Origin of the sequence: Butyrivibrio sp. MB2005, assembly GCF_000424285.1 — a bacterium.
GTDB lineage: Bacteria > Bacillota > Clostridia > Lachnospirales > Lachnospiraceae > Butyrivibrio.
In genome coordinates, this window is the sequence record NZ_AUJP01000010.1 from 105723 (window position 1) to 123768 (window position 18046).

The 18046-nt window shown below is 42.8% G+C and carries 21 protein-coding genes; 9 read left to right on the top strand and 12 right to left on the bottom strand.

The features are described from left to right. Positions 1–33: 33 nt before the first annotated feature. The 6 genes from tpiA (G610_RS0106165) to G610_RS0106190 form a co-directional block, all read right to left on the bottom strand. A complete protein-coding gene (gene tpiA / locus G610_RS0106165) occupies positions 34–783 on the bottom strand; it encodes a triose-phosphate isomerase (RefSeq protein WP_026524100.1) in 750 nt (249 codons plus the stop codon). Between the two features lie 20 nt (positions 784–803). Further along, positions 804–1304: a shikimate kinase gene (locus tag G610_RS0106170; protein ID WP_026524101.1), complete on the bottom strand. Its 501-nt coding sequence runs from the start codon at positions 1302–1304 to the stop codon at positions 804–806. A gap of 90 nt (positions 1305–1394) precedes the next feature. Continuing rightward, positions 1395–2141, bottom strand: coding sequence for a triose-phosphate isomerase (gene tpiA, locus G610_RS0106175; RefSeq protein ID WP_026492432.1), 747 nt, complete (start codon positions 2139–2141; stop codon positions 1395–1397). A gap of 129 nt (positions 2142–2270) precedes the next feature. Next, entirely contained in the window at positions 2271–3506 is a 1236-nt protein-coding gene (locus tag G610_RS0106180; protein WP_026524102.1) for a phosphoglycerate kinase, read from the bottom strand. A 98-nt stretch (positions 3507–3604) separates the two neighbouring features. Continuing rightward, a complete protein-coding gene (gene gap / locus G610_RS0106185) occupies positions 3605–4630 on the bottom strand; it encodes a type I glyceraldehyde-3-phosphate dehydrogenase (RefSeq protein ID WP_026494260.1) in 1026 nt (341 codons plus the stop codon). Between the two features lie 144 nt (positions 4631–4774). Next, positions 4775–4984: an HD domain-containing phosphohydrolase gene (locus G610_RS0106190; protein ID WP_026524103.1), complete on the bottom strand. Its 210-nt coding sequence runs from the start codon at positions 4982–4984 to the stop codon at positions 4775–4777. A gap of 60 nt (positions 4985–5044) precedes the next feature. Between G610_RS0106190 and G610_RS0106195 the strand changes: the two genes are divergently transcribed. Further along, complete coding sequence (locus G610_RS0106195; RefSeq protein ID WP_026524104.1) at positions 5045–5875, top strand: histidinol-phosphatase HisJ family protein; 831 nt, start codon at positions 5045–5047, stop codon at positions 5873–5875. Positions 5876–5878: 3 nt separating this feature from the next. Here the strand turns inward: G610_RS0106195 and G610_RS0106200 are convergent, their stop codons facing one another. Further along, a complete protein-coding gene (locus G610_RS0106200) occupies positions 5879–6103 on the bottom strand; it encodes a hypothetical protein (RefSeq protein ID WP_155830973.1) in 225 nt (74 codons plus the stop codon). Between the two features lie 172 nt (positions 6104–6275). Here G610_RS0106200 and G610_RS0106205 point away from each other — a divergent pair, with 172 nt between their 5' ends. From G610_RS0106205 to G610_RS0106240, 8 genes are read left to right on the top strand one after another with little or no spacing between them, the layout of a single operon-like run. Further along, on the top strand, positions 6276–6998 hold the full coding sequence (locus tag G610_RS0106205) for a GGDEF domain-containing protein (protein WP_026524106.1): 723 nt from the start codon (positions 6276–6278) through the stop codon (positions 6996–6998). Positions 6999–7006: 8 nt separating this feature from the next. Next, on the top strand, positions 7007–7501 hold the full coding sequence (locus G610_RS0106210; RefSeq protein WP_026524107.1) for an RNA polymerase sigma factor: 495 nt from the start codon (positions 7007–7009) through the stop codon (positions 7499–7501). Continuing rightward, entirely contained in the window at positions 7498–8649 is a 1152-nt protein-coding gene (locus G610_RS0106215) for a transglutaminase-like domain-containing protein (protein ID WP_051197726.1), read from the top strand. Before G610_RS0106210 ends, G610_RS0106215 begins: the two co-directional genes overlap by 4 nt. Before the next feature lie 11 nt (positions 8650–8660). After that, positions 8661–9710 (top strand): type II secretion system F family protein, encoded by a 1050-nt coding sequence (locus G610_RS0106220; RefSeq protein ID WP_026524109.1) that lies wholly within the window; start codon positions 8661–8663, stop codon positions 9708–9710. A gap of 13 nt (positions 9711–9723) precedes the next feature. Continuing rightward, positions 9724–10080 carry a hypothetical protein gene (locus G610_RS0106225; RefSeq protein WP_051197727.1) on the top strand — a complete coding sequence of 119 codons (357 nt, stop codon included), beginning with the start codon at positions 9724–9726 and terminating at the stop codon, positions 10078–10080. 6 nt (positions 10081–10086) lie between these two features. Next, a complete protein-coding gene (locus G610_RS0106230) occupies positions 10087–10590 on the top strand; it encodes a DUF4860 domain-containing protein (protein WP_026524111.1) in 504 nt (167 codons plus the stop codon). Beyond that, positions 10587–11174, top strand: coding sequence for a hypothetical protein (locus G610_RS0106235; RefSeq protein ID WP_026524112.1), 588 nt, complete (start codon positions 10587–10589; stop codon positions 11172–11174). The genes G610_RS0106230 and G610_RS0106235 overlap by 4 nt, the downstream gene beginning before the upstream one ends. Next, the gene (locus G610_RS0106240) at positions 11164–11604 is read left to right on the top strand and encodes a hypothetical protein (protein ID WP_026524113.1); all 441 of its coding nucleotides are present in this window, start codon (positions 11164–11166) and stop codon (positions 11602–11604) included. Before G610_RS0106235 ends, G610_RS0106240 begins: the two co-directional genes overlap by 11 nt. Positions 11605–11706: 102 nt before the next feature. On the opposite strand, the gene G610_RS0106245 is transcribed toward G610_RS0106240, so the two are convergent. The 5 genes from G610_RS0106245 to G610_RS0106265 form a co-directional block, all read right to left on the bottom strand. Beyond that, a complete protein-coding gene (locus tag G610_RS0106245) occupies positions 11707–13644 on the bottom strand; it encodes an ABC transporter ATP-binding protein (protein ID WP_026524114.1) in 1938 nt (645 codons plus the stop codon). A gap of 54 nt (positions 13645–13698) precedes the next feature. After that, positions 13699–15447, bottom strand: a complete 1749-nt coding sequence (locus tag G610_RS0106250; protein WP_026524115.1) for an ABC transporter ATP-binding protein — start codon at positions 15445–15447, stop codon at positions 13699–13701. A 15-nt stretch (positions 15448–15462) separates the two neighbouring features. Further along, positions 15463–16602, bottom strand: a complete 1140-nt coding sequence (locus tag G610_RS0106255; RefSeq protein WP_026524116.1) for a DUF4317 domain-containing protein — start codon at positions 16600–16602, stop codon at positions 15463–15465. 4 nt (positions 16603–16606) lie between these two features. Then, entirely contained in the window at positions 16607–17281 is a 675-nt protein-coding gene (gene fliY / locus G610_RS19940; RefSeq protein ID WP_330368101.1) for a flagellar motor switch phosphatase FliY, read from the bottom strand. A 110-nt stretch (positions 17282–17391) separates the two neighbouring features. Then, a complete protein-coding gene (locus tag G610_RS0106265) occupies positions 17392–18042 on the bottom strand; it encodes an HAD family hydrolase (RefSeq protein WP_026524117.1) in 651 nt (216 codons plus the stop codon). Positions 18043–18046 lie beyond the last annotated feature (4 nt).

Genomic DNA, 18046 nt, shown 5'->3' on the forward strand with positions numbered 1-18046 from the left:
ACTCAATATGCGCACTAATAAGCGAAGTATGGTTTATTTACAGTTCACTATTTTTCCAAATTCAGGCTTAAGGGATGCTCCGCCTACAAGTCCGCCATCGATATCAGGCTGCGCAAAAAGCTGCGACGCATTTCCTGTGTTAACAGATCCGCCATACTGGATGCGCACGCTCTGCGCTGTAGAATCATTATAAATATCTGCAATACAGTCACGGATAGCTTTGCAAACCTCCTGAGCCTGCTCCGTTGTTGCTGTCTTACCTGTACCAATTGCCCAGATCGGTTCATATGCAATAACCATTTTAGCAACATCAGCTGCATCGACACCTGCAAGATCTGATTTTATCTGCATTCTGATCCAGTCCAAAGTTACGCCCATCTCTCTCTGCGAAAGAGTCTCACCGCAGCAAAGAATAGGAGTAAGACCGTGTTCAAAGGCTTTCTTTACCTTTTTATTAAGTTCTTCATCTGTCTCATGGAAGTACTCACGTCTTTCTGAGTGACCAAGAATGACATACTTAACACCTGCTCCTTCAAGCATCTCAGGTGAAATCTCACCTGTATATGCACCGCTCTCCTCAAAGTACATATTCTGAGCACCGATTTCAATGTTTGTTCCACGGGTTGCTGTAAGTGCAGGAACTATATCAATTGCCGGCACGCAGAAAACAACATCAACATCGCTTGACTCTACAAGGGGTCTAAGTGTTGCAATAAGCTCAACTGCCTTGGCAGGTGTCATGTTCATTTTCCAGTTTCCGGCTACTATTTTTCTTCTTTCCATTTCATCTCCTCCAGGCCATATCAGAACAGCGCCGCCAAAACATCGGACAGCACCTCTTCCATGGTGTTGTTCTTCTCATCTATGATAATGTCAGCATATTTTTCATAAAGTTCACAACGCTCGTCGTACAGGGACGATATGGTCTGTCCTTCCTTCATTACAACGCCTCTTTGCTTCACATCTCTCAGGCGCTTTGTAAGAACCTCCATATCTATCTTCAGATATACCACTTTTCCGATATCCTTGTAATGCAGCATGGCGGCCTCACCATAAACCACGCTGCCGCCGGTTGAGATGACAGTCTTTTCAGCTTCAATGCCGGCATTTACTCTATTTTCAATATCTATAAAGCCATCAACGCCTTCCGCTTCAATAATTTCGGAAAGCCTGCGGCCCTCTTTTTCCTGAATCACAATATCCGAATCTATAAAATTATAGCCAAGAACCTTTGCCAGAATGACGCCCACTGTGCTTTTACCCGATGTGGGCATTCCAATTAAGATAATGTTATCTTTTTTCATAATACTCTCCTGATTACTGCTAAAAACGGATTCAATTTGAAATTGGCTCCAAATTGAATCCGTTTCATAAATCTTAATCAGCTTATTTTATTAAGCGTTAACGATCTTGCCGAAGTCGGGCTTAAGTGAAGCGCCGCCGATAAGACCACCATCGATGTTGGGCTTTGAAAGAAGTTCAGCAGCATTGCCGGCATTCATTGATCCGCCGTACTGAATACGAACTTCATCAGCTGTAGCCTGATCATAAAGCTTAGCGATAAGCTCACGGATAAGTCCGCAAACTTCCTCAGCCTGATCAGCTGTAGCTGTCTCGCCTGTTCCGATAGCCCAGATAGGCTCGTAAGCGATAACAAGCTTCTTAACCTGATCAGCTGTTACACCATCAAGATCCCATGTGATCTGTCTCTCGATCCACTCCTTGTAGGTGTCAGCCTTACGAAGTGCAAGGGACTCACCGCAGCAAAGGATAGGTGTAAGACCTGAAGCAAATGCCTTCTTAACCTTCTGGTTGATAAGAATATCATTCTCACCAAAGATATCTCTTCTCTCTGAGTGACCGATGATAACGTACTCAACACCTGCATCCTTCAGCATGGGAGCTGAAATCTCGCCTGTGAAAGCACCGCTGTCAACGATGTAGAAGTTCTCTGCTCCTACATGTACGTTTGTACCCTTAACAGCCTCAACTACGGGTACGATATCGATAGCCGGAACGCAGTAAACTACGTCAACGTCATCATTTTTTACAAGATCTTTAAGCTCTGCACAAAGAGCTACAGCCTCACTGGGAGTCTTGTTCATCTTCCAGTTACCGGCAATTATTCTTCTACGTGCCATTTTGTTTTCCTCTCTCAAGACTTATTTAGGCTTCAAATACAAATTTATTATTCACAAGGAAGTTCGACTCTCGCTCACGCTCGATCGAACTAAGTAGTACACCAGGCTCGAAAATACCTCGCCAGGTGATTACTTATCGTCCGCTGCAACTACGCCGGGAAGCTCCTTACCCTCAAGGAACTCGAGTGAAGCGCCACCACCTGTTGAAATGTGGCTCATCTTGTCTGCGAAACCAAGCTGGTTAACTGCTGCTGCACTGTCACCACCACCGATGATGGTTGTAGCATCTGTATCAGCAAGAGCCTTAGCAACAGCCTTTGTACCTTCAGCAAGTACAGGGTTCTCGAATACACCCATAGGTCCGTTCCAAACAACAGTCTTTGCATTCTTTACAGCATCTGCGAAAAGCTCTCTTGTCTTAACGCCAATATCAAGGCCTTCCTTATCAGCAGGAATTGCATTGGACTCAACGATAGCTGTCTCGATGTCAGGATTGTCGATAGGATCCGGGAATCCGCCTGATACTACTGTATCAACGGGAAGAAGAAGCTGCTTGCCGTTCTTCTCAGCCTTCTCCATCATTTCCTTACAGTAATCGATCTTCTCGTTATCAACAAGAGAAAGACCTACTTCATATCCCTTAGCCTTAAGGAATGTGTAAGCCATACCACCACCGATGATAAGTGTATCGCACTTCTCAAGGAGGTTATTGATAACATTGAGCTTATCAGCAACTTTAGCACCACCAAGGATTGCTACGAAAGGACGTACAGGGTTCTCAACAGCGTTGCCGAGGAAGTCGATTTCCTTCTGCATAAGGTAACCAACTGCACAGTTGCCACCCTTCTCACGAACATACTTTGTAACAACAGCTACAGAAGCGTGTGCTCTGTGAGCAGAACCAAAAGCGTCACATACATAATCATCACAAAGATCTGCAAGCTCTTTTGCGAAAGCTTCGCCTGCATCTGAAGGCTTTGTCTCTTCCTTGCCACGGAAACGTGTATTCTGAAGAAGAACAACATCACCCTCACCCATAGCCTCAACAGCAGCAGTTGCATCAGCACCTGTTACGTTGTAATCGCCAACGAACTTAACATCCTTGCCAAGCTTAGCAGAAAGACTCTTTGCTACAGGAGCAAGAGACTCGCCCTCGTTGGGGCCATTCTTAACCTTACCAAGATGTGAGCAAAGGATAACCTTGCCGCCATCTGCGATAAGCTTCTTGATTGTAGGAAGTGCAGCGTTGATACGTGTCTCGTCTGTGATCTCGCCATTCTTAAGAGGTACGTTGAAGTCACAACGAACAAGTACTCTTCTGCCCTTTGCGCTGAAATCATCAACAGATTTCTTATTAAGTGCCATTTGTTTTTTCCTCCTGGAATTTTAATAATGAAACAAACAAGGTCCGGTCCTAGTGGACCGGACCTCACATAAGATCTCTCTAAAAGTTCAGACAAAAATTACTTAACGAACTTCTCGAAGTACTTGATTGTACGAACCATCTGAGATGTGTATGAGTTCTCGTTGTCATACCATGAAACAACCTGAACTTCATAGAGATCGTCACCAATCTTTGTAACCATTGTCTGTGTAGCATCGAAGAGTGAACCATAAGTCATTCCAACGATATCAGAAGATACGATCTCATCCTCGTTGTAACCGAATGTCTCAGGATCTGAAGCCTTCTTCATAGCCTCGTTGATGCTGTCCTTAGTAACTTCTGTGCTGCTCTTAACTACAGCGAAAAGAAGTGTTGTTGAACCTGTCGGAACCGGTACTCTCTGAGCAGCGCCGATGAGCTTGCCATTGAGTTCAGGAATAACAAGGCCGATAGCCTTTGCAGCACCTGTGCTGTTAGGAACGATGTTAACAGCGCCTGCACGAGCTCTTCTAAGGTCACCCTTTCTCTGAGGTCCGTCAAGGATCATCTGATCACCTGTGTAAGCATGGATTGTTGCCATGATACCAGACTGGATAGGTGCATAGTCGTTAAGAGCCTTTGCCATAGGTGCAAGGCAGTTTGTTGTACAAGAAGCTGCAGAGATGATGTTATCATCAGCTGTAAGTGTCTCGTGGTTAACGTTATATACGATAGTAGGAAGATCATTTCCTGCAGGAGCAGAAATAACAACCTTCTTAGCACCAGCGTTGATATGTGCCTGAGCCTTATCCTTTGATGTGTAGAAACCTGTACACTCAAGAACTACGTCTACACCAATCTTGCCCCAAGGAAGGTTATTAGCATCAGCCTCCTTGTAGATCTCGATCTCTTTACCATTTACTGTGATTGAGTGATCGCTGAATGATACCTTGTCAGCGTACTTATACTTACCCTGAGAAGAATCATACTTGAGAAGGTGTGCAAGCATCTTAGGATCTGTAAGATCGTTGATTGCTACGATCTCTGTTCCCTCGTGCTCAAACATCTGTCTGAATGCAAGACGACCGATACGGCCAAAACCATTAATTGCTACCTTTACTGCCATTTTAAGTCCTCCTAAAATGATATTAAAATTATTTGCTGTTACTAATTCTTTACATGTGATTGTCAAAAATTTGACAGCAAATATATTTTATCTGACTTTATCAGATTTTTCAAGTAATCTTTAGGCAAAAACGCAAATAAATCATCAAGTGTTCAATATTTGCAAAATTGTAATATCAAGTTTATTCATAAGATCTACAACTGTGCCGCTATCCAGCTTAACGTTTGCCATTATGTACTCTATTGCATCGGCGGGATTCATGGAATCCTTGTATGCACGCTTAGATGTCAGCGCATCATAAACATCTGCCACATGTATGATCCTTGCAAACTTATGGATTTTTCTCTGTATCATAATGCCTAATGCTGTATAATGTGTTTTGGCAAAAAAGATTCACACCCACGGAGAATTATAATGATAAATTCACTTCCAGCAGATTTTCATATGCACACACACAATTCAGGGGACAGCGATGCTCCCATGAAGGACATGATTGAAAGCGCCATTCAGAAAGGACTTTCTGCTATATGCTTTACAGAGCACAACGATTTTGACTACCCTGATATGCCTGACAATCCGCCTGATGGTTTTGAGGTAAATACGGAGGCTTACCGTCAGGAATTCCTTTCCTTAAAGCCTGCCTATGAAGGAAAAATCGAGCTTAACTGGGGCATAGAGATTGGTATGCAGCCGCACCTTTCAGATAAAAACAATGACTATATAAATTCCTATCCCTTTGATTTTGTCATTGCGTCAAATCATGTATGCCACAGAAAAGATCCCTACTATCCTTCTTTTTATGAAGGAAGATCTGAAAAAGAGGCATTCCTTGAGTTTTTTGAGTCCACCCTGGAAAACCTTGAAAAGTTCAATAATTATGACGTTCTGGGGCACCTTGATTATATTGTCCGCTATGCGCCATCCTTTGATAAAAACTACAGATACGCAGATTATGCAGATATTCTCGATGCAATCTTAAAGCACCTTATAGAAAACGGAAAAGGACTTGATGTAAACACCAAGTCCCTGTACTCAAAAAATGCACTTGCAAATCCAAATCCTTCAAAGGATATTCTTATTCGCTACCGTGAGCTTGGCGGTGATATCATCACCTTTGGTTCTGATGCCCATGTTCCGGAGCATATTGCAGGCTGTTTCGATGTAGCCACAGAAATGGTTAAAGCCTGCGGCTTTACTCACTATGCAAAGTTCAGTCAAAGAAAGCAGGAGTTCATCAAACTTTAAGTCTTAGAACTTTGTTATGAAGTACTCCTCTGCCATCTCAGTTTCTTTCTCATAGAGCATGTCCTGTAGCTGTATCAGATGCAGGCTCTTTGGGAAAGTAAGCTGTTTCTGCGCTGTGCCAAGAGCTTTCAATCTTTTCTTTATTTTCCCGCACATTACCACATACCTGTATACAAAAATACCTGCCGGTATCAGTAATGCCACAATCACCGCGTATAATATCATCATGTCACCTCTTTTTGACATTATACTGTAAAACATCTATTACATGCATGATTTTCCGAATAATTTAAAATATCTTTAGCAATAGTTAATGGTTTCGCATTTTCATTAAACTGCCTATCCTTTATAATATTTAAATAAGAAAATATGCTATTATCGGCTTTTGAAGGGAGCGCAAATGCCTTACAAACGCAGCATGATAAAAAAAATACGACTCGCCAAGATCATAATGATGGCGATTTTAATAATACTTAGCATCTCATATCTTCTGATCCTGATTTTAAATTCCGAATTCAGGGCTTCTGTCACAGGCGACATAATCTTTATGATCACATTCATAATCACATGGCTATGCCTTATAATCGGCTTCCTTGCGATTCTAATGGATTTTATTTTGATGAAGAAAAATATAGATTTTGTAAAAGACTTAAGTGACCTGTCCTTCCTTGATAAGCTCACCAGTCTCCCCAACAGATTCAGTATCGACAGAATCTCATCAAAATACGATTCTCCGGAAAAGCTTCTTCACCTTGGCTGCGTGCTGATGCAACTTGACAACCTGAAGGAGCTGAACGACAAAAACGGACGCGCAGGCGGTGATAAAGCAATCTCCACCTTCTGCACCATACTTGAATCTGTGGGCATGCAATACGGCCTAATCGGCAGAAACAGTGGTAATGAATTCATAGTTGTGATTGAAAACTGCACCCAGACATCCATCGATTCATTTTTGGAATTGCTGGGCAAAAGACTTCACAACCACAATACCCTAAATTCCGAGATTCCCATTCGCCTGAGATATTCACAGATTCTTGGGGATGAGATCTCTCCTGAGCATTTCTATGTGCTCATCGCAGCAGTTTACAGAAAATACGAATCAGACTCAAAGGTTCTTGACTAGGAGCATTTATGTTTAGCAAAGACCATTCCGGAGAATTACAAAAGCTCGTAATGGACATGTGGAATGACGATACCGAGAGCTTTGCAAAGCTCTACTGTCTCACCGTGGATGACACCTTCAATTACTGCAGGCATGTTTTCGGTGATGACAAGGAAGCCCTTGAATCCGTTACGGAAATATATGAAAATGTCTTAAATGACATATTATCACTAAAGGATCCTTCTTTATTCAGCGCATGGCTTCGAAGGATATCCTTTGATGTATGCTACAGAAAAACCATGAACGGATGCAGCAGTGAAGTCTACGAGCTGTTCAATCCCGATGATTTTTCATCCCTTCCCTTTTTAGAACAGCAGATCATTTTTTTATATGACATAAGAGAGCTTGATGAAAAAGCTATAGCTAACGCTCTCGGCGTCAGCAAAAACCTTGTAAAAAACCATCTTTTGAGCGCAAGGAATCATATACTACAGCTTCATGAAGCAGATAATGGCACAGAATGAAATATGAGAAAAATCGCAAACACAAATTTCATATAAAAGAAGAAGACGTCATCGGCGCTCTTGCAGAGGTGATAGGCTCCCAGGGTAAAGACACGCACTTTCTGCTCTCCTTTGATGGCGCAGTGTATGACAAATCTCTTAAATCCAGAATGGATACTATGGATTTTTGTATCTGCTTATGCCTTTCCATGCTGATACTTATCCTCACTTCACCGATCCTGCTTTTTGCTCTTCCTGAAGGACACGCCCTTGACATCGACAGGAAACACGCAGCCGAGGTTATGGCGGATTCCACTAATTACGACACTTCACTTCTGGTCAAAGGAAGCCGCGACAATACTCCTCTCTGTCTTGTTCCAACAGCTGATGGCAAAGAAGTCTACGAGAATCAATATGCTCATGTAGATGCATCCAACACTAATCAGGGCTACGTAATCATTCATTACACCGGAGAATCAGGAAAAGTTAAGCTGAGGATCACGGGCCCGGATGAGATCACCTACACCTACGATATGGCGACGGATGGCGGAAAAGATGAGGTATTCCCTCTTCAGGCAGGTAACGGAACCTATCTGATATCAGTATTTGAGAACATCGAAGGTCTCCAGTACGCAACCGTATTTACCCAGGAGATAGAGGCTACGCTGGATGATGAGTTTTTACCCTTCCTCTATCCCAATCAGTACGTAACCTTTAATGCGGACAATCAGGCTATAGATTATGCCGAGTACCTGGCTTATAGCGCCAATACCGATCTCGATGTGGTGTCCAATGTTTATAACGCACTTATCACCAGCATGACCTACGACTATCACGAAGCAGAAACCGTTGAAAGCGGATATCTTCCTGAGATCGACGAAGTTCTCACCACAGGAAAAGGAATCTGTATCGACTACGCAGTTCTGATGACAGCCATGTTAAGGAGCCAGAAAATCCCCACCAGAATGGAGGTCGGCTACGCAGGAACTGCATACCATGCATGGCTCAGCACTTATATAAAGGACATCGGCTGGATAAACGGAATGATCCAATTTGACGGTAAAGAGTGGTCACTTATGGATCCCACCTTTGCTTCAACCACAGATACCAAGAAACTGGCCAACTTCATCGGCGATGGAGAAAATTACAAGACAAAATATATTTATTAGGGAGACACGATATGAAAGCCTCTTCAAAGAAATTCTCAGAATATGAAATATCAGTTTTTTGCAGACAGATGGCTCTTCTTATAAAAGCAGGAATAGCCCCTGCAGAAAGCATCGAGATCATGCTTCAGGACTTTAAGTTTGAGGGTGATGATTCGATCCTTAAGACCATTTTGCAGATACTTCATTCCGGCGAAAAATTCCACATCGCTTTGCAGATGTCAGGAGCTTTCCCCGGCTATGTGATCCATATGGTCACGATAGGCGAAGAGTCCGGAGATCTTGATCTTGTCATGGACTCCCTTGCAGATTACTACGAGCGTGAAGATACCATCAGACAGAACATCATAGGAGCAATCTCCTATCCTCTTATCATGATCGGTATGATGCTTGTGGTTATCATTGTTCTGATCACCCGTGTACTCCCTGTATTCGGTCAGGTTTTTGCGCAGCTTGGAACCAGCATGAACAGTTTTTCCAACTCCCTTCTCAGTATCGGAGTTACCCTAAAAAACTATTCCGCTGTTTTCATAATCGTTCTGGCATTAAATGCAGCCCTGTGCGTATTCTTTGTTAAAACCAATAAGGGCCGTGAAGTTTTCCATAAAATAGGAATGCATATTCCGCCCATCAGAAAACTCTATGACGAGGTGGCAACCACAAGATTTGCCAACGGCATGGTTTTGACACTTTCCAGCGGCATGGATACCTACGAAGGCTTAAGGCTTGTAAGTAACCTTGTTGATTCTGAGTCAATGAGCGCCAAAATAGATACCTGTCGTTCCCTCATAGCAAACGGCAGCAGCTTTCCTGAGGCACTGCAGGCATCCGGAATCCTTAACCGCTTCTACTCCAGAATGGTTTCCATCGGTTTCACCACCGGCTCCATGGATGTCGTAATGAAGCAGATTGCCAACCGCTATGCCGAGGAAACACAGCGCAAAATGTATGCTTTTATTGCAGTACTTGAGCCCACTCTCGTAATCATTCTCTCATTGGTAGTTGGAATGATTCTGTTATCAGTAATTCTTCCTCTTATGGGAATCATGTCATCTATAGGTTAAGTTAGGAAATTAAATGGAAGAGATTTATATCGGAAAACGAGCCAACAGAATATCCGGAACCATCTCAAAGATTGGTTATACTCTTATAATCGTCGTTCTTATTTTCATATTCTGGAACGGCGTAAATGAGCTTAGCACCTCCAATATCGACAAGCAGGAAACCAGCCTGTCCGAGGCTATAGATAGGGACATAATCCAGTGCTACTGCCTTGAAGGAGTCTATCCTCCAAGTCTTGATTACCTTGAGCAGCACTATGGTCTTATCTACGACAAGGAGCTGTTCTTTGTGGACTACAGGCCCATAGGTGCAAATATCTACCCTGACGTCACAATCATCCGCATACAGGGTGATGCAAAGAAGGATTTGTAATTATTTATGAAAAAGGAAAGCCACGAAAGACACATAATCGATATGATCTTCGTCGTAGCTCTGCTGTTTTTGTTTGCCATGAGCGCCCTCATGCTGATCGCCATCGGCTCAAGCATTTACAGCAGGGGTGTTTCCGTCATGCAAAAAAACTATGACAGAAGAACCGCTTATGCTTATATCACAGAAAAACTAAGACAGAACGATTCAGAGGGCAATGTTTCAACAGATACCTTCAACAAATCAGGTGCCATCCGCATCGACAGTACGGAAGGCGGAAAAGACTATGTAACCTATATCTATGACTACGATGGCGCTCTTATGGAAATAAAAGCCAGAGCCGACGTAGAAAATCTCATGCCGGAAACCGGTCAGAAAATTATGGATATCGACAGCCTTGAGATTGATACCTTAGGAGGCGGAATTCTCCGCATAACTGTGGTATTAACCGATGGCGAAGAAATAACCTTTGTAACTTCCAAAAGGTCTGAAAAAGGACAAGTAGACGCATGAACAGTAATCAGCACAACAAAACAAGTCTCTTTCTTATGGAGCTCATAATAGCCATTTTGTTTTTTGCTGTTTCCAGCACTATTTGCGTGCGCCTTTTTGTGTCTGCCCATCTCCTGTCTCAGGAATCAATCGGCATAAACAATTCAGTATTGTGGGTTCAGAATCTGGCAGAGGTATTCAATGGCAAAAAAGGAAATCTTCGTGATATAGCTGACTTTTACTCAGAATCATCCGTAATCCTTGTTTCCTTTGAAGAGAATCCAGAAATCGGGACTCTGGTTATGTTTTTTGATGAAGACTGGGAAATCATTGAACTTCCCCTGAGCGATGGTGCTCCGGAGGGGGCAAAATATGAGCTTTTGCTGACAGTTTCACAGCTACCCGCTTCAGAAGTTTACAGCGACTGCGGTGGCAGCACAGCTGAATATAAAGGCAACGCCCTTAAGGGAGATATTTACATTCTAAATCTCCCGGGTGATGAGATAATCGCTGAAGCTCCTGCTCTTTCAGATCCACTTCTTATCATGTCCAGGAGCGTTGACTACTATATCGGTGACATGGAGGCAGAAACAGATGGGCCGTAATTCAATAAATTCAACACATATAGGCGCAGCTTCCATAATGCTGATTTTCATGGTTCTGGGCCTTATATCCTTTGCCACCCTGACTCTTGTTAATTCCAGAGCGGATTTTGTTCTTAGCAGTAAAATGAAGCAGCGCTGTAACAGCTACTATGATGCCTGTCATGAAGCCAATGCCTTCATAGCAAGAACAGGATCATCCTTAACCAACAGTTATATGCTCTCATCTTCAGAGGATGCCTTCTACAACATGGTTGGCGCAGAAAGCTTCTCAGAGAGCTTCCCCATAAACGATACTCAGACTCTGGATATCACAATAATACCCACTTATCCGGATTCCATGGATGAGCCCGCATACAAGGTCACATCCTATCGCGTTGTCACCCATGATGACCGCATTGAGCTTGATCAAAGACTTCCTGTAATGAAATGATCAGCCCTCTAATTCTCCAAAACTAAAAGCCTCTGTACCTTTAGGATATTTTCCTTAAGGCACAGAGGCTTTAATTTTGCTATTCTTTTTTATACTCGGGCTTTAAGCTGTAACCATCTCAGGCTTGTTACCGGTGTAAAGCTGATAGTAACGCTGCTTTTTAGCGATAAGCTCGTCATGGTTACCCATTTCTACGATGCGGCCCTGCTCAAGTACTACGATAACATCACTGTTCTTTACAGTGGACAGACGGTGAGCAATGACAAAGGTTGTTCTGTTACTCATGAGCTTGTCCATACCGTCCTGAACGATTTTCTCTGTACGGGTATCGATTGAGCTTGTAGCTTCATCAAGAATAAGTACAGGCGGATTGGCAATAGCCGCTCTTGCAATTGCAAGGAGCTGTCTCTGACCCTGTGAAAGATTTGCGCCATCACCTGTAAGCATGGTGTCGTACCCCTCAGGCAGACGCTTTATGAAGCTGTGGGCATTTGCAAGCTTTGCGGCTGCAACTACCTCTTCATGGGTGGCATCAAGCTTACCGTAGCGGATATTCTCCTCAACAGTACCTGTGAAAAGATGTGTATCCTGAAGTACTATGCCAAGAGATTTTCTAAGGTCAGGCTTCTTGATCTTGTTGATATTGATATTGTCATATCTGATCTTACCATCCTGAATATCGTAGAAACGGTTGATCAGATTAGTAATTGTGGTCTTACCTGCACCGGTAGATCCGACAAGTGCTATCTTCTGTCCGGGCTTAGCATGAAGCACGATGTTGTGAAGAACCATCTTTTCATCGGTATAACCAAAGTCCACATCGTTAAATGTAACATCACCTTCCATGGGCTGATATGTGGTTGTTCCTTCAGCCTTGTGGTAATGCTTCCATGCCCAGTGTCCTGTGAATTCATCAGACTCTACAATCTTGCCATCTACCATCTTGGAATTAACCAGCATTACGTAGCCTTCATCTGTCTCAGGCTTCTCATCAAGGAGAGCGAAAATTCTCTCAGCACCCGCAAGAGCCATGATTATACTGTTAAACTGCATGGACACCTGGTTTATAGGCATTGAGAAATTCTTGTTGAATGTCAAAAAGCTTGCAAGTCCGCCAACTGTGAATCCAAGATACTGATTAAGAGCAATGGCACCGCCCACAATAGCACATACTACATAGCTCAGGTTACCCAGCTGAGTATTTATAGGGCCAAGGATATTTGAAAATACGTTAGCCTTGTATGCACTCTGGAAAAGTTCTTCGTTGAGTTCGTCAAACTTCTCTATAGCCTGCTGCTCATGACAGAATACCTTAACTACCTTCTGTCCTGTCATCATCTCTTCAATATATCCGTTAAGTGTACCCAGGTTCTTCTGCTGTGCTACGAAGTTTTTACCTGAAGCGCCCGTTGCTTTTGCAGTTACAAAAAGCATGATGGCAACCATCAAGATAGTTACTATCGTAAGCGGAACACTGAGGATTACCATTGAGATAAACACGCTGACAATAGTGATGGCACTATTGAGCATCTGAGGAATACTCATAGAGATCATCTGTCTCAGGGTATCAATATCGTTGGTGTAGATTGACATGATATCGCCGTGAGCGTGAGTATCAAAGTATTTGATTGGAAGTGATTCCATGTGTTCAAAAAGCTCAAGTCTGAGATTCTTGAGGGTTCCCTGGCCCACATAGATCATCAGTCTGGCCTGAACAAATGCTGCAATTACGCCAAGTGCGTAGAATATTACTACCCTGCCGATAGCTCCTGCAAGAGGTCCGAAATCAGGATTCTCCTGCCCTATCATAGGGGTAATGTAGCTGTCGATAAGGGTCTTTGTGAACATAGTTCCCTGTACACTTGCAACAACCGTAAGGATGATGCAGACAACTACCAGTATCATGTGAATGCCGTAGTCTTTAAATACATAAGACATCAGCCTTTTAAATAATTTTCCTGGATTTTTTATCTTGGGTCTTGGTCCCATTCCGCGTCTTGCGCCGGGGCCTCGTACCTCTTTTACCTTCTCTTCTGCCATGTGGAAATTCCTCCTATGTAAACAATGAAGTAATGATTATCTCGCAGGTTCCTATCAGCTTGGCTCATCAAAATCAGCATCGCCGCTGCTGCCAACCTGGGATTCATAAACTTCCTTGTAAATCTCATTGTTCTTAACAAGCTCATCATGTGTTCCAAATCCGTTAACCTTACCATCATCCATAACAATGATTCGGTCGCACTCCTGAACACTGGAAATTCTCTGTGCGATAATAAGCTTGGTTGTACCGGGGATTTCCTCCGCAAAAGCCTTTCTTATCTTGGCATCTGTAGCTGTATCAACAGCACTTGTAGAATCATCCAGGATAAGGATCTTGGGCTTTTTAAGAAGAGCTCTTGCTATACAAAGTCTCTGTCTCTGTCCGCCTGATACGTTTGTTCCGCCCTGTTCTATAACTGTGTTGTAACCGTCAGGGAATCTCTCTATAAACTCATCTGCGCAGGCAAGCTTGCAGGCTCTCTTAATCTCTTCCTCGCTTGCATTTGCATCGCCCCAGCGAAGGTTATCGTAGATTGTTCCGCTAAAGAGGACGTTTTTCTGAAGAACTACGGATACCTGATTTCTAAGAGCTTCCATATCGTAGTCTCTTACGTCAACTCCGCCTACCTTGATGCTTCCCTTGGTGACATCGTAAAGTCTGCTTATAAGGTTAACAAGAGATGATTTTGCAGAACCTGTTCCACCGATGATTCCGATGGTCTCGCCGGATTTGATACTTATGTTTATATCCTTAAGTACAGGCTCCTCTGAATCGCTTGAATATGCAAAATCAACATGCTCAAAGTCAATGCTTCCATCCTTAACTTCCATAATGGGATCAGAAGGATTGCCAAGGCTTGTCTTTTCATCTATAACCTCTGCAATTCTCTTGGCACTTGCCTGTGACATTGTAACCATTACGAAGATCATGGAGAGCATCATAAGGCTCATGAGGATGTTCATACAGTAGGTAAGAAGACTCATCATCTCACCTGTAGTAAGCTCTCCTGCAACTATCATGTGCGCACCCACCCAGCTTATAAGAAGGATGCAGGCATATACGGTACCTGTCATGATAGGGCTGTTCAGTGTAACGATTTTCTCTGCTCTTACAAACATCTCGTAGATATTAAGAGCAGCTATCTTGAATTTATTGTTTTCATACTCTTCACGAACGTATGCCTTAACTACTCTGATAGCTGATACGTTCTCCTGAACGCTTTCATTAAGGCTGTCGTACTTTTCAAATACCTGCTTAAAGTACTTGGTGGCATTATTCATGATGAACACTATTACTATGCCAAGAAAAATTACAGCAACCAGATAAATGCTTGCAAGCTTTGCGCTGATGATAAATGACATCACCATTGCTACGATCATGGAAGCTGGCGCTCTCATTGCCATACGAAGTATCATCTGGAATGCGTTCTGAATGTTCGTTACATCTGTTGTAAGTCTTGTTACAAGACCTGAAGATGAGAACTTATCGATATTTGCAAAAGAAAATGTCTGAACGTTATCAAACATTTTTTTACGAAGGTTGCGGGCAAAGCCTGTGGATGCCTTTGCTCCGAATACCGCGCCGCCTATACCTGATAAAAGGCCAAACAGCGCAACGAGAATCATTATGACACCTGTCTTAACGATGTATGCCATATCCCCGCCGTTTATTCCCAGATCCACCATTCTTCCCATGAGTACAGGGATGATCATCTCAGCGATAACCTCACCTATCATACAAATGGGAGTAAGAATACTGGGAAGTTTAAATTCATGTAATTCCCCTAAAAGTTTTTTTACCATACTCAAGTCCTCTCTTTACTGTCCCTGAAGAATCGTCCTTACGTTAATGCCATTTACCTCGATATGATCATCTACTGCAATAACAAGGCACTGTCTTCCATCTATTATTCTGGACTCCACCAGATCTGTCCTGTCGGGATTGACCTTGATAACAACGTCCGGAGCCTTGATATCGAATTTTCTTGTGCTTGCAATGTTAGTCGCAAGAAAAGGCATCTCCTCTTCACCGGCGATCTTCTCGTAATTCTGATCAAAATATTCCATGCGCTCTTCTGATACACCGCTGTCCTTGAGAAGATGCTTAACATCCTCTTTTCCCAGTTCGAAGGGCTCATCATCGTCCTCATGATCCTCCATCATGGATGCAAGATTCTCGTGAACGTTACGCATCACATCATAATCTGCCTGATCCCCGATTGTTTCCTCGACAAGTGTATTGAAAAGGTCCTTTTGCTGGGGAGCTGACATGGGTGATCTTCCTCCAAAAAGCGCCTCCACAAACTCAGGCTGAAGATCCTCAGGCTTCTTGGTGAAGTAAAGCATATTGTGGATATCAGCATTCCTATCAATAAATGCAGGGAAAAGGAATCCCTTTGAAGGGCCGTCTACAACCCAGTCACGGAATCTGTCCTCTATCTCATTTGTCCTCTCGTTGTAGCCAAGAGCAGCCTTGGACAGGTTAACAGGACAGATGCTGCAAAGGATGTAGTCATAGATATTATCAGAGGAATCCTCCATCTCTATTCCATCCTTAGTGATACCCGGAATATCATAAATCGCATGTACAAGGATTATTAAATAATTCTCGCCGTAGAAATAATTAGCTATTATTTTGTCGTAGAATTCATCAATGAGTGAATCATCCTCAAGATGGCTGTCACGAAGGCGCAGCAAAAACTCCTGGGTACCACCTTCAACCTCCTGATCAACCGGGAATTCAAGACCTATAAGACTTCTTCCGAAGACACCGGAAAGAGTATGCTTGAAGATATCAAGATATTTAAACATCTCCTCTTCCGGAATAGAACCAAACGCCTTTTTGAAAACAAGACGCTTATTTTTCTCGTAATCAACATAACACCCGCAGATGTGATCGATCGTGCATCTGTCGGGTGTGAATTGTTTACGTATTTCAAGTACTTCTGCTTTGTTCATTAAATCAACTCTCCGCTTCATTTGCCATAAATTTCGCGCACATCTCACGGGCAAACTGAACCGGATAAAGCTGAACCATAACTGAATCTATAAGATCTCCGATAGTAATTCTGAAAGCTATTTTTACAAAATACTCATATTCCGTTTCAAAACTCTTTTCAAAAATCTTAACACTGTCTACATCAATCTTATTTACAATAGGCGTGCTGATGTCGGTAGGAACACCAAGCATCATTGAAAGAGATGTGGCACTTGCTCCCATCATCTGATTCATCGCTTCAGAAGCTGCACTAAGGTGTAGTTCTGAAATATCACCGGCGGTATTGGTACCGTCTCCGCCCATCATCAGATCGGTCATTACTTTAACATCATTTTCTTTCAAAATGAGAACGTTATTACCTGTAAGTCCCTTTACATAATGAATCTGAACAAACACACAGGTCTTCGCATAATCATCAAGTGATTCACTTCTTTTTATGACAGAAACGTTAGGTGTCGTAATATCAACCTTACGATTAACCATCATACTAAGGGTAGTCGCAGAATTACCCATACTGATATTGGCGATTTCTCCAATAGTATCGATTTGTTCATTAGACAATGCCTGATCCATATAATACCCCTCTATTTTAGTTTCTGTTTTCGATTCAGAACCGCGTAAGAACTCGCGTATACATATATTTTAGTCTACCAACTAAAAAGTGTAAAGAAAGATTCGGGATATTAAATATAAATTTTCTATTACCTAATCGGGCGAAAAAGTTCATATTTATGCCCTTATTTGGACCTTCACTGTTCAAAAAGCTGCTTAAGTTCTAAGAGATTATTCATCTTCTTATAATAAAGCCCGTCAATTGCCGCTTCGTCATCATTGGTATCAGGTATATAAATGGTTCTGATGCCTGCTGCCGCCGCAGATTTTACACCGTTTGGCGCATCCTCAACGGCTATGCACTCATCCTTTGAAAAGCCTACCTGCTCAGCTGCATACAAATACAGATCAGGGGAAGGTTTGCCCTCTTTTACCTGTGTAGCACAGCAAATCTTATCAAAATAGTCAAGAAGTCCCACCTTTGTAAGATACCTGGTGGTGCGCTCCTCGTCTGTAGCTGTGGCGGTGGAAATCATCACTCCGCGCTCCTTAAGGTACTTAAGGATTTCCTCTGCGTAGGGCTTTAGCTTAAGACCTTCCCTTGCAATCAGCTCTTCGAAAAGCTCCTTCCTGTAGGCTCTTACTTCGTCGTAATTAAAGCTGTCACCATACCACTCTTTAAACTGTCTTGGTGCAAAGGGCCTTCCAAGGCTTCTTAGCATAAGTGCCTGCTCCCTTGTCATCTCAAAGCCAAAGTGGGCTACTGCCTTGGGCCAGACTATCTGATAACATCTCTCTGTATCTATAAGTGTTCCGTCAAGGTCAAATAATACTGCTTTTATACTCATTACT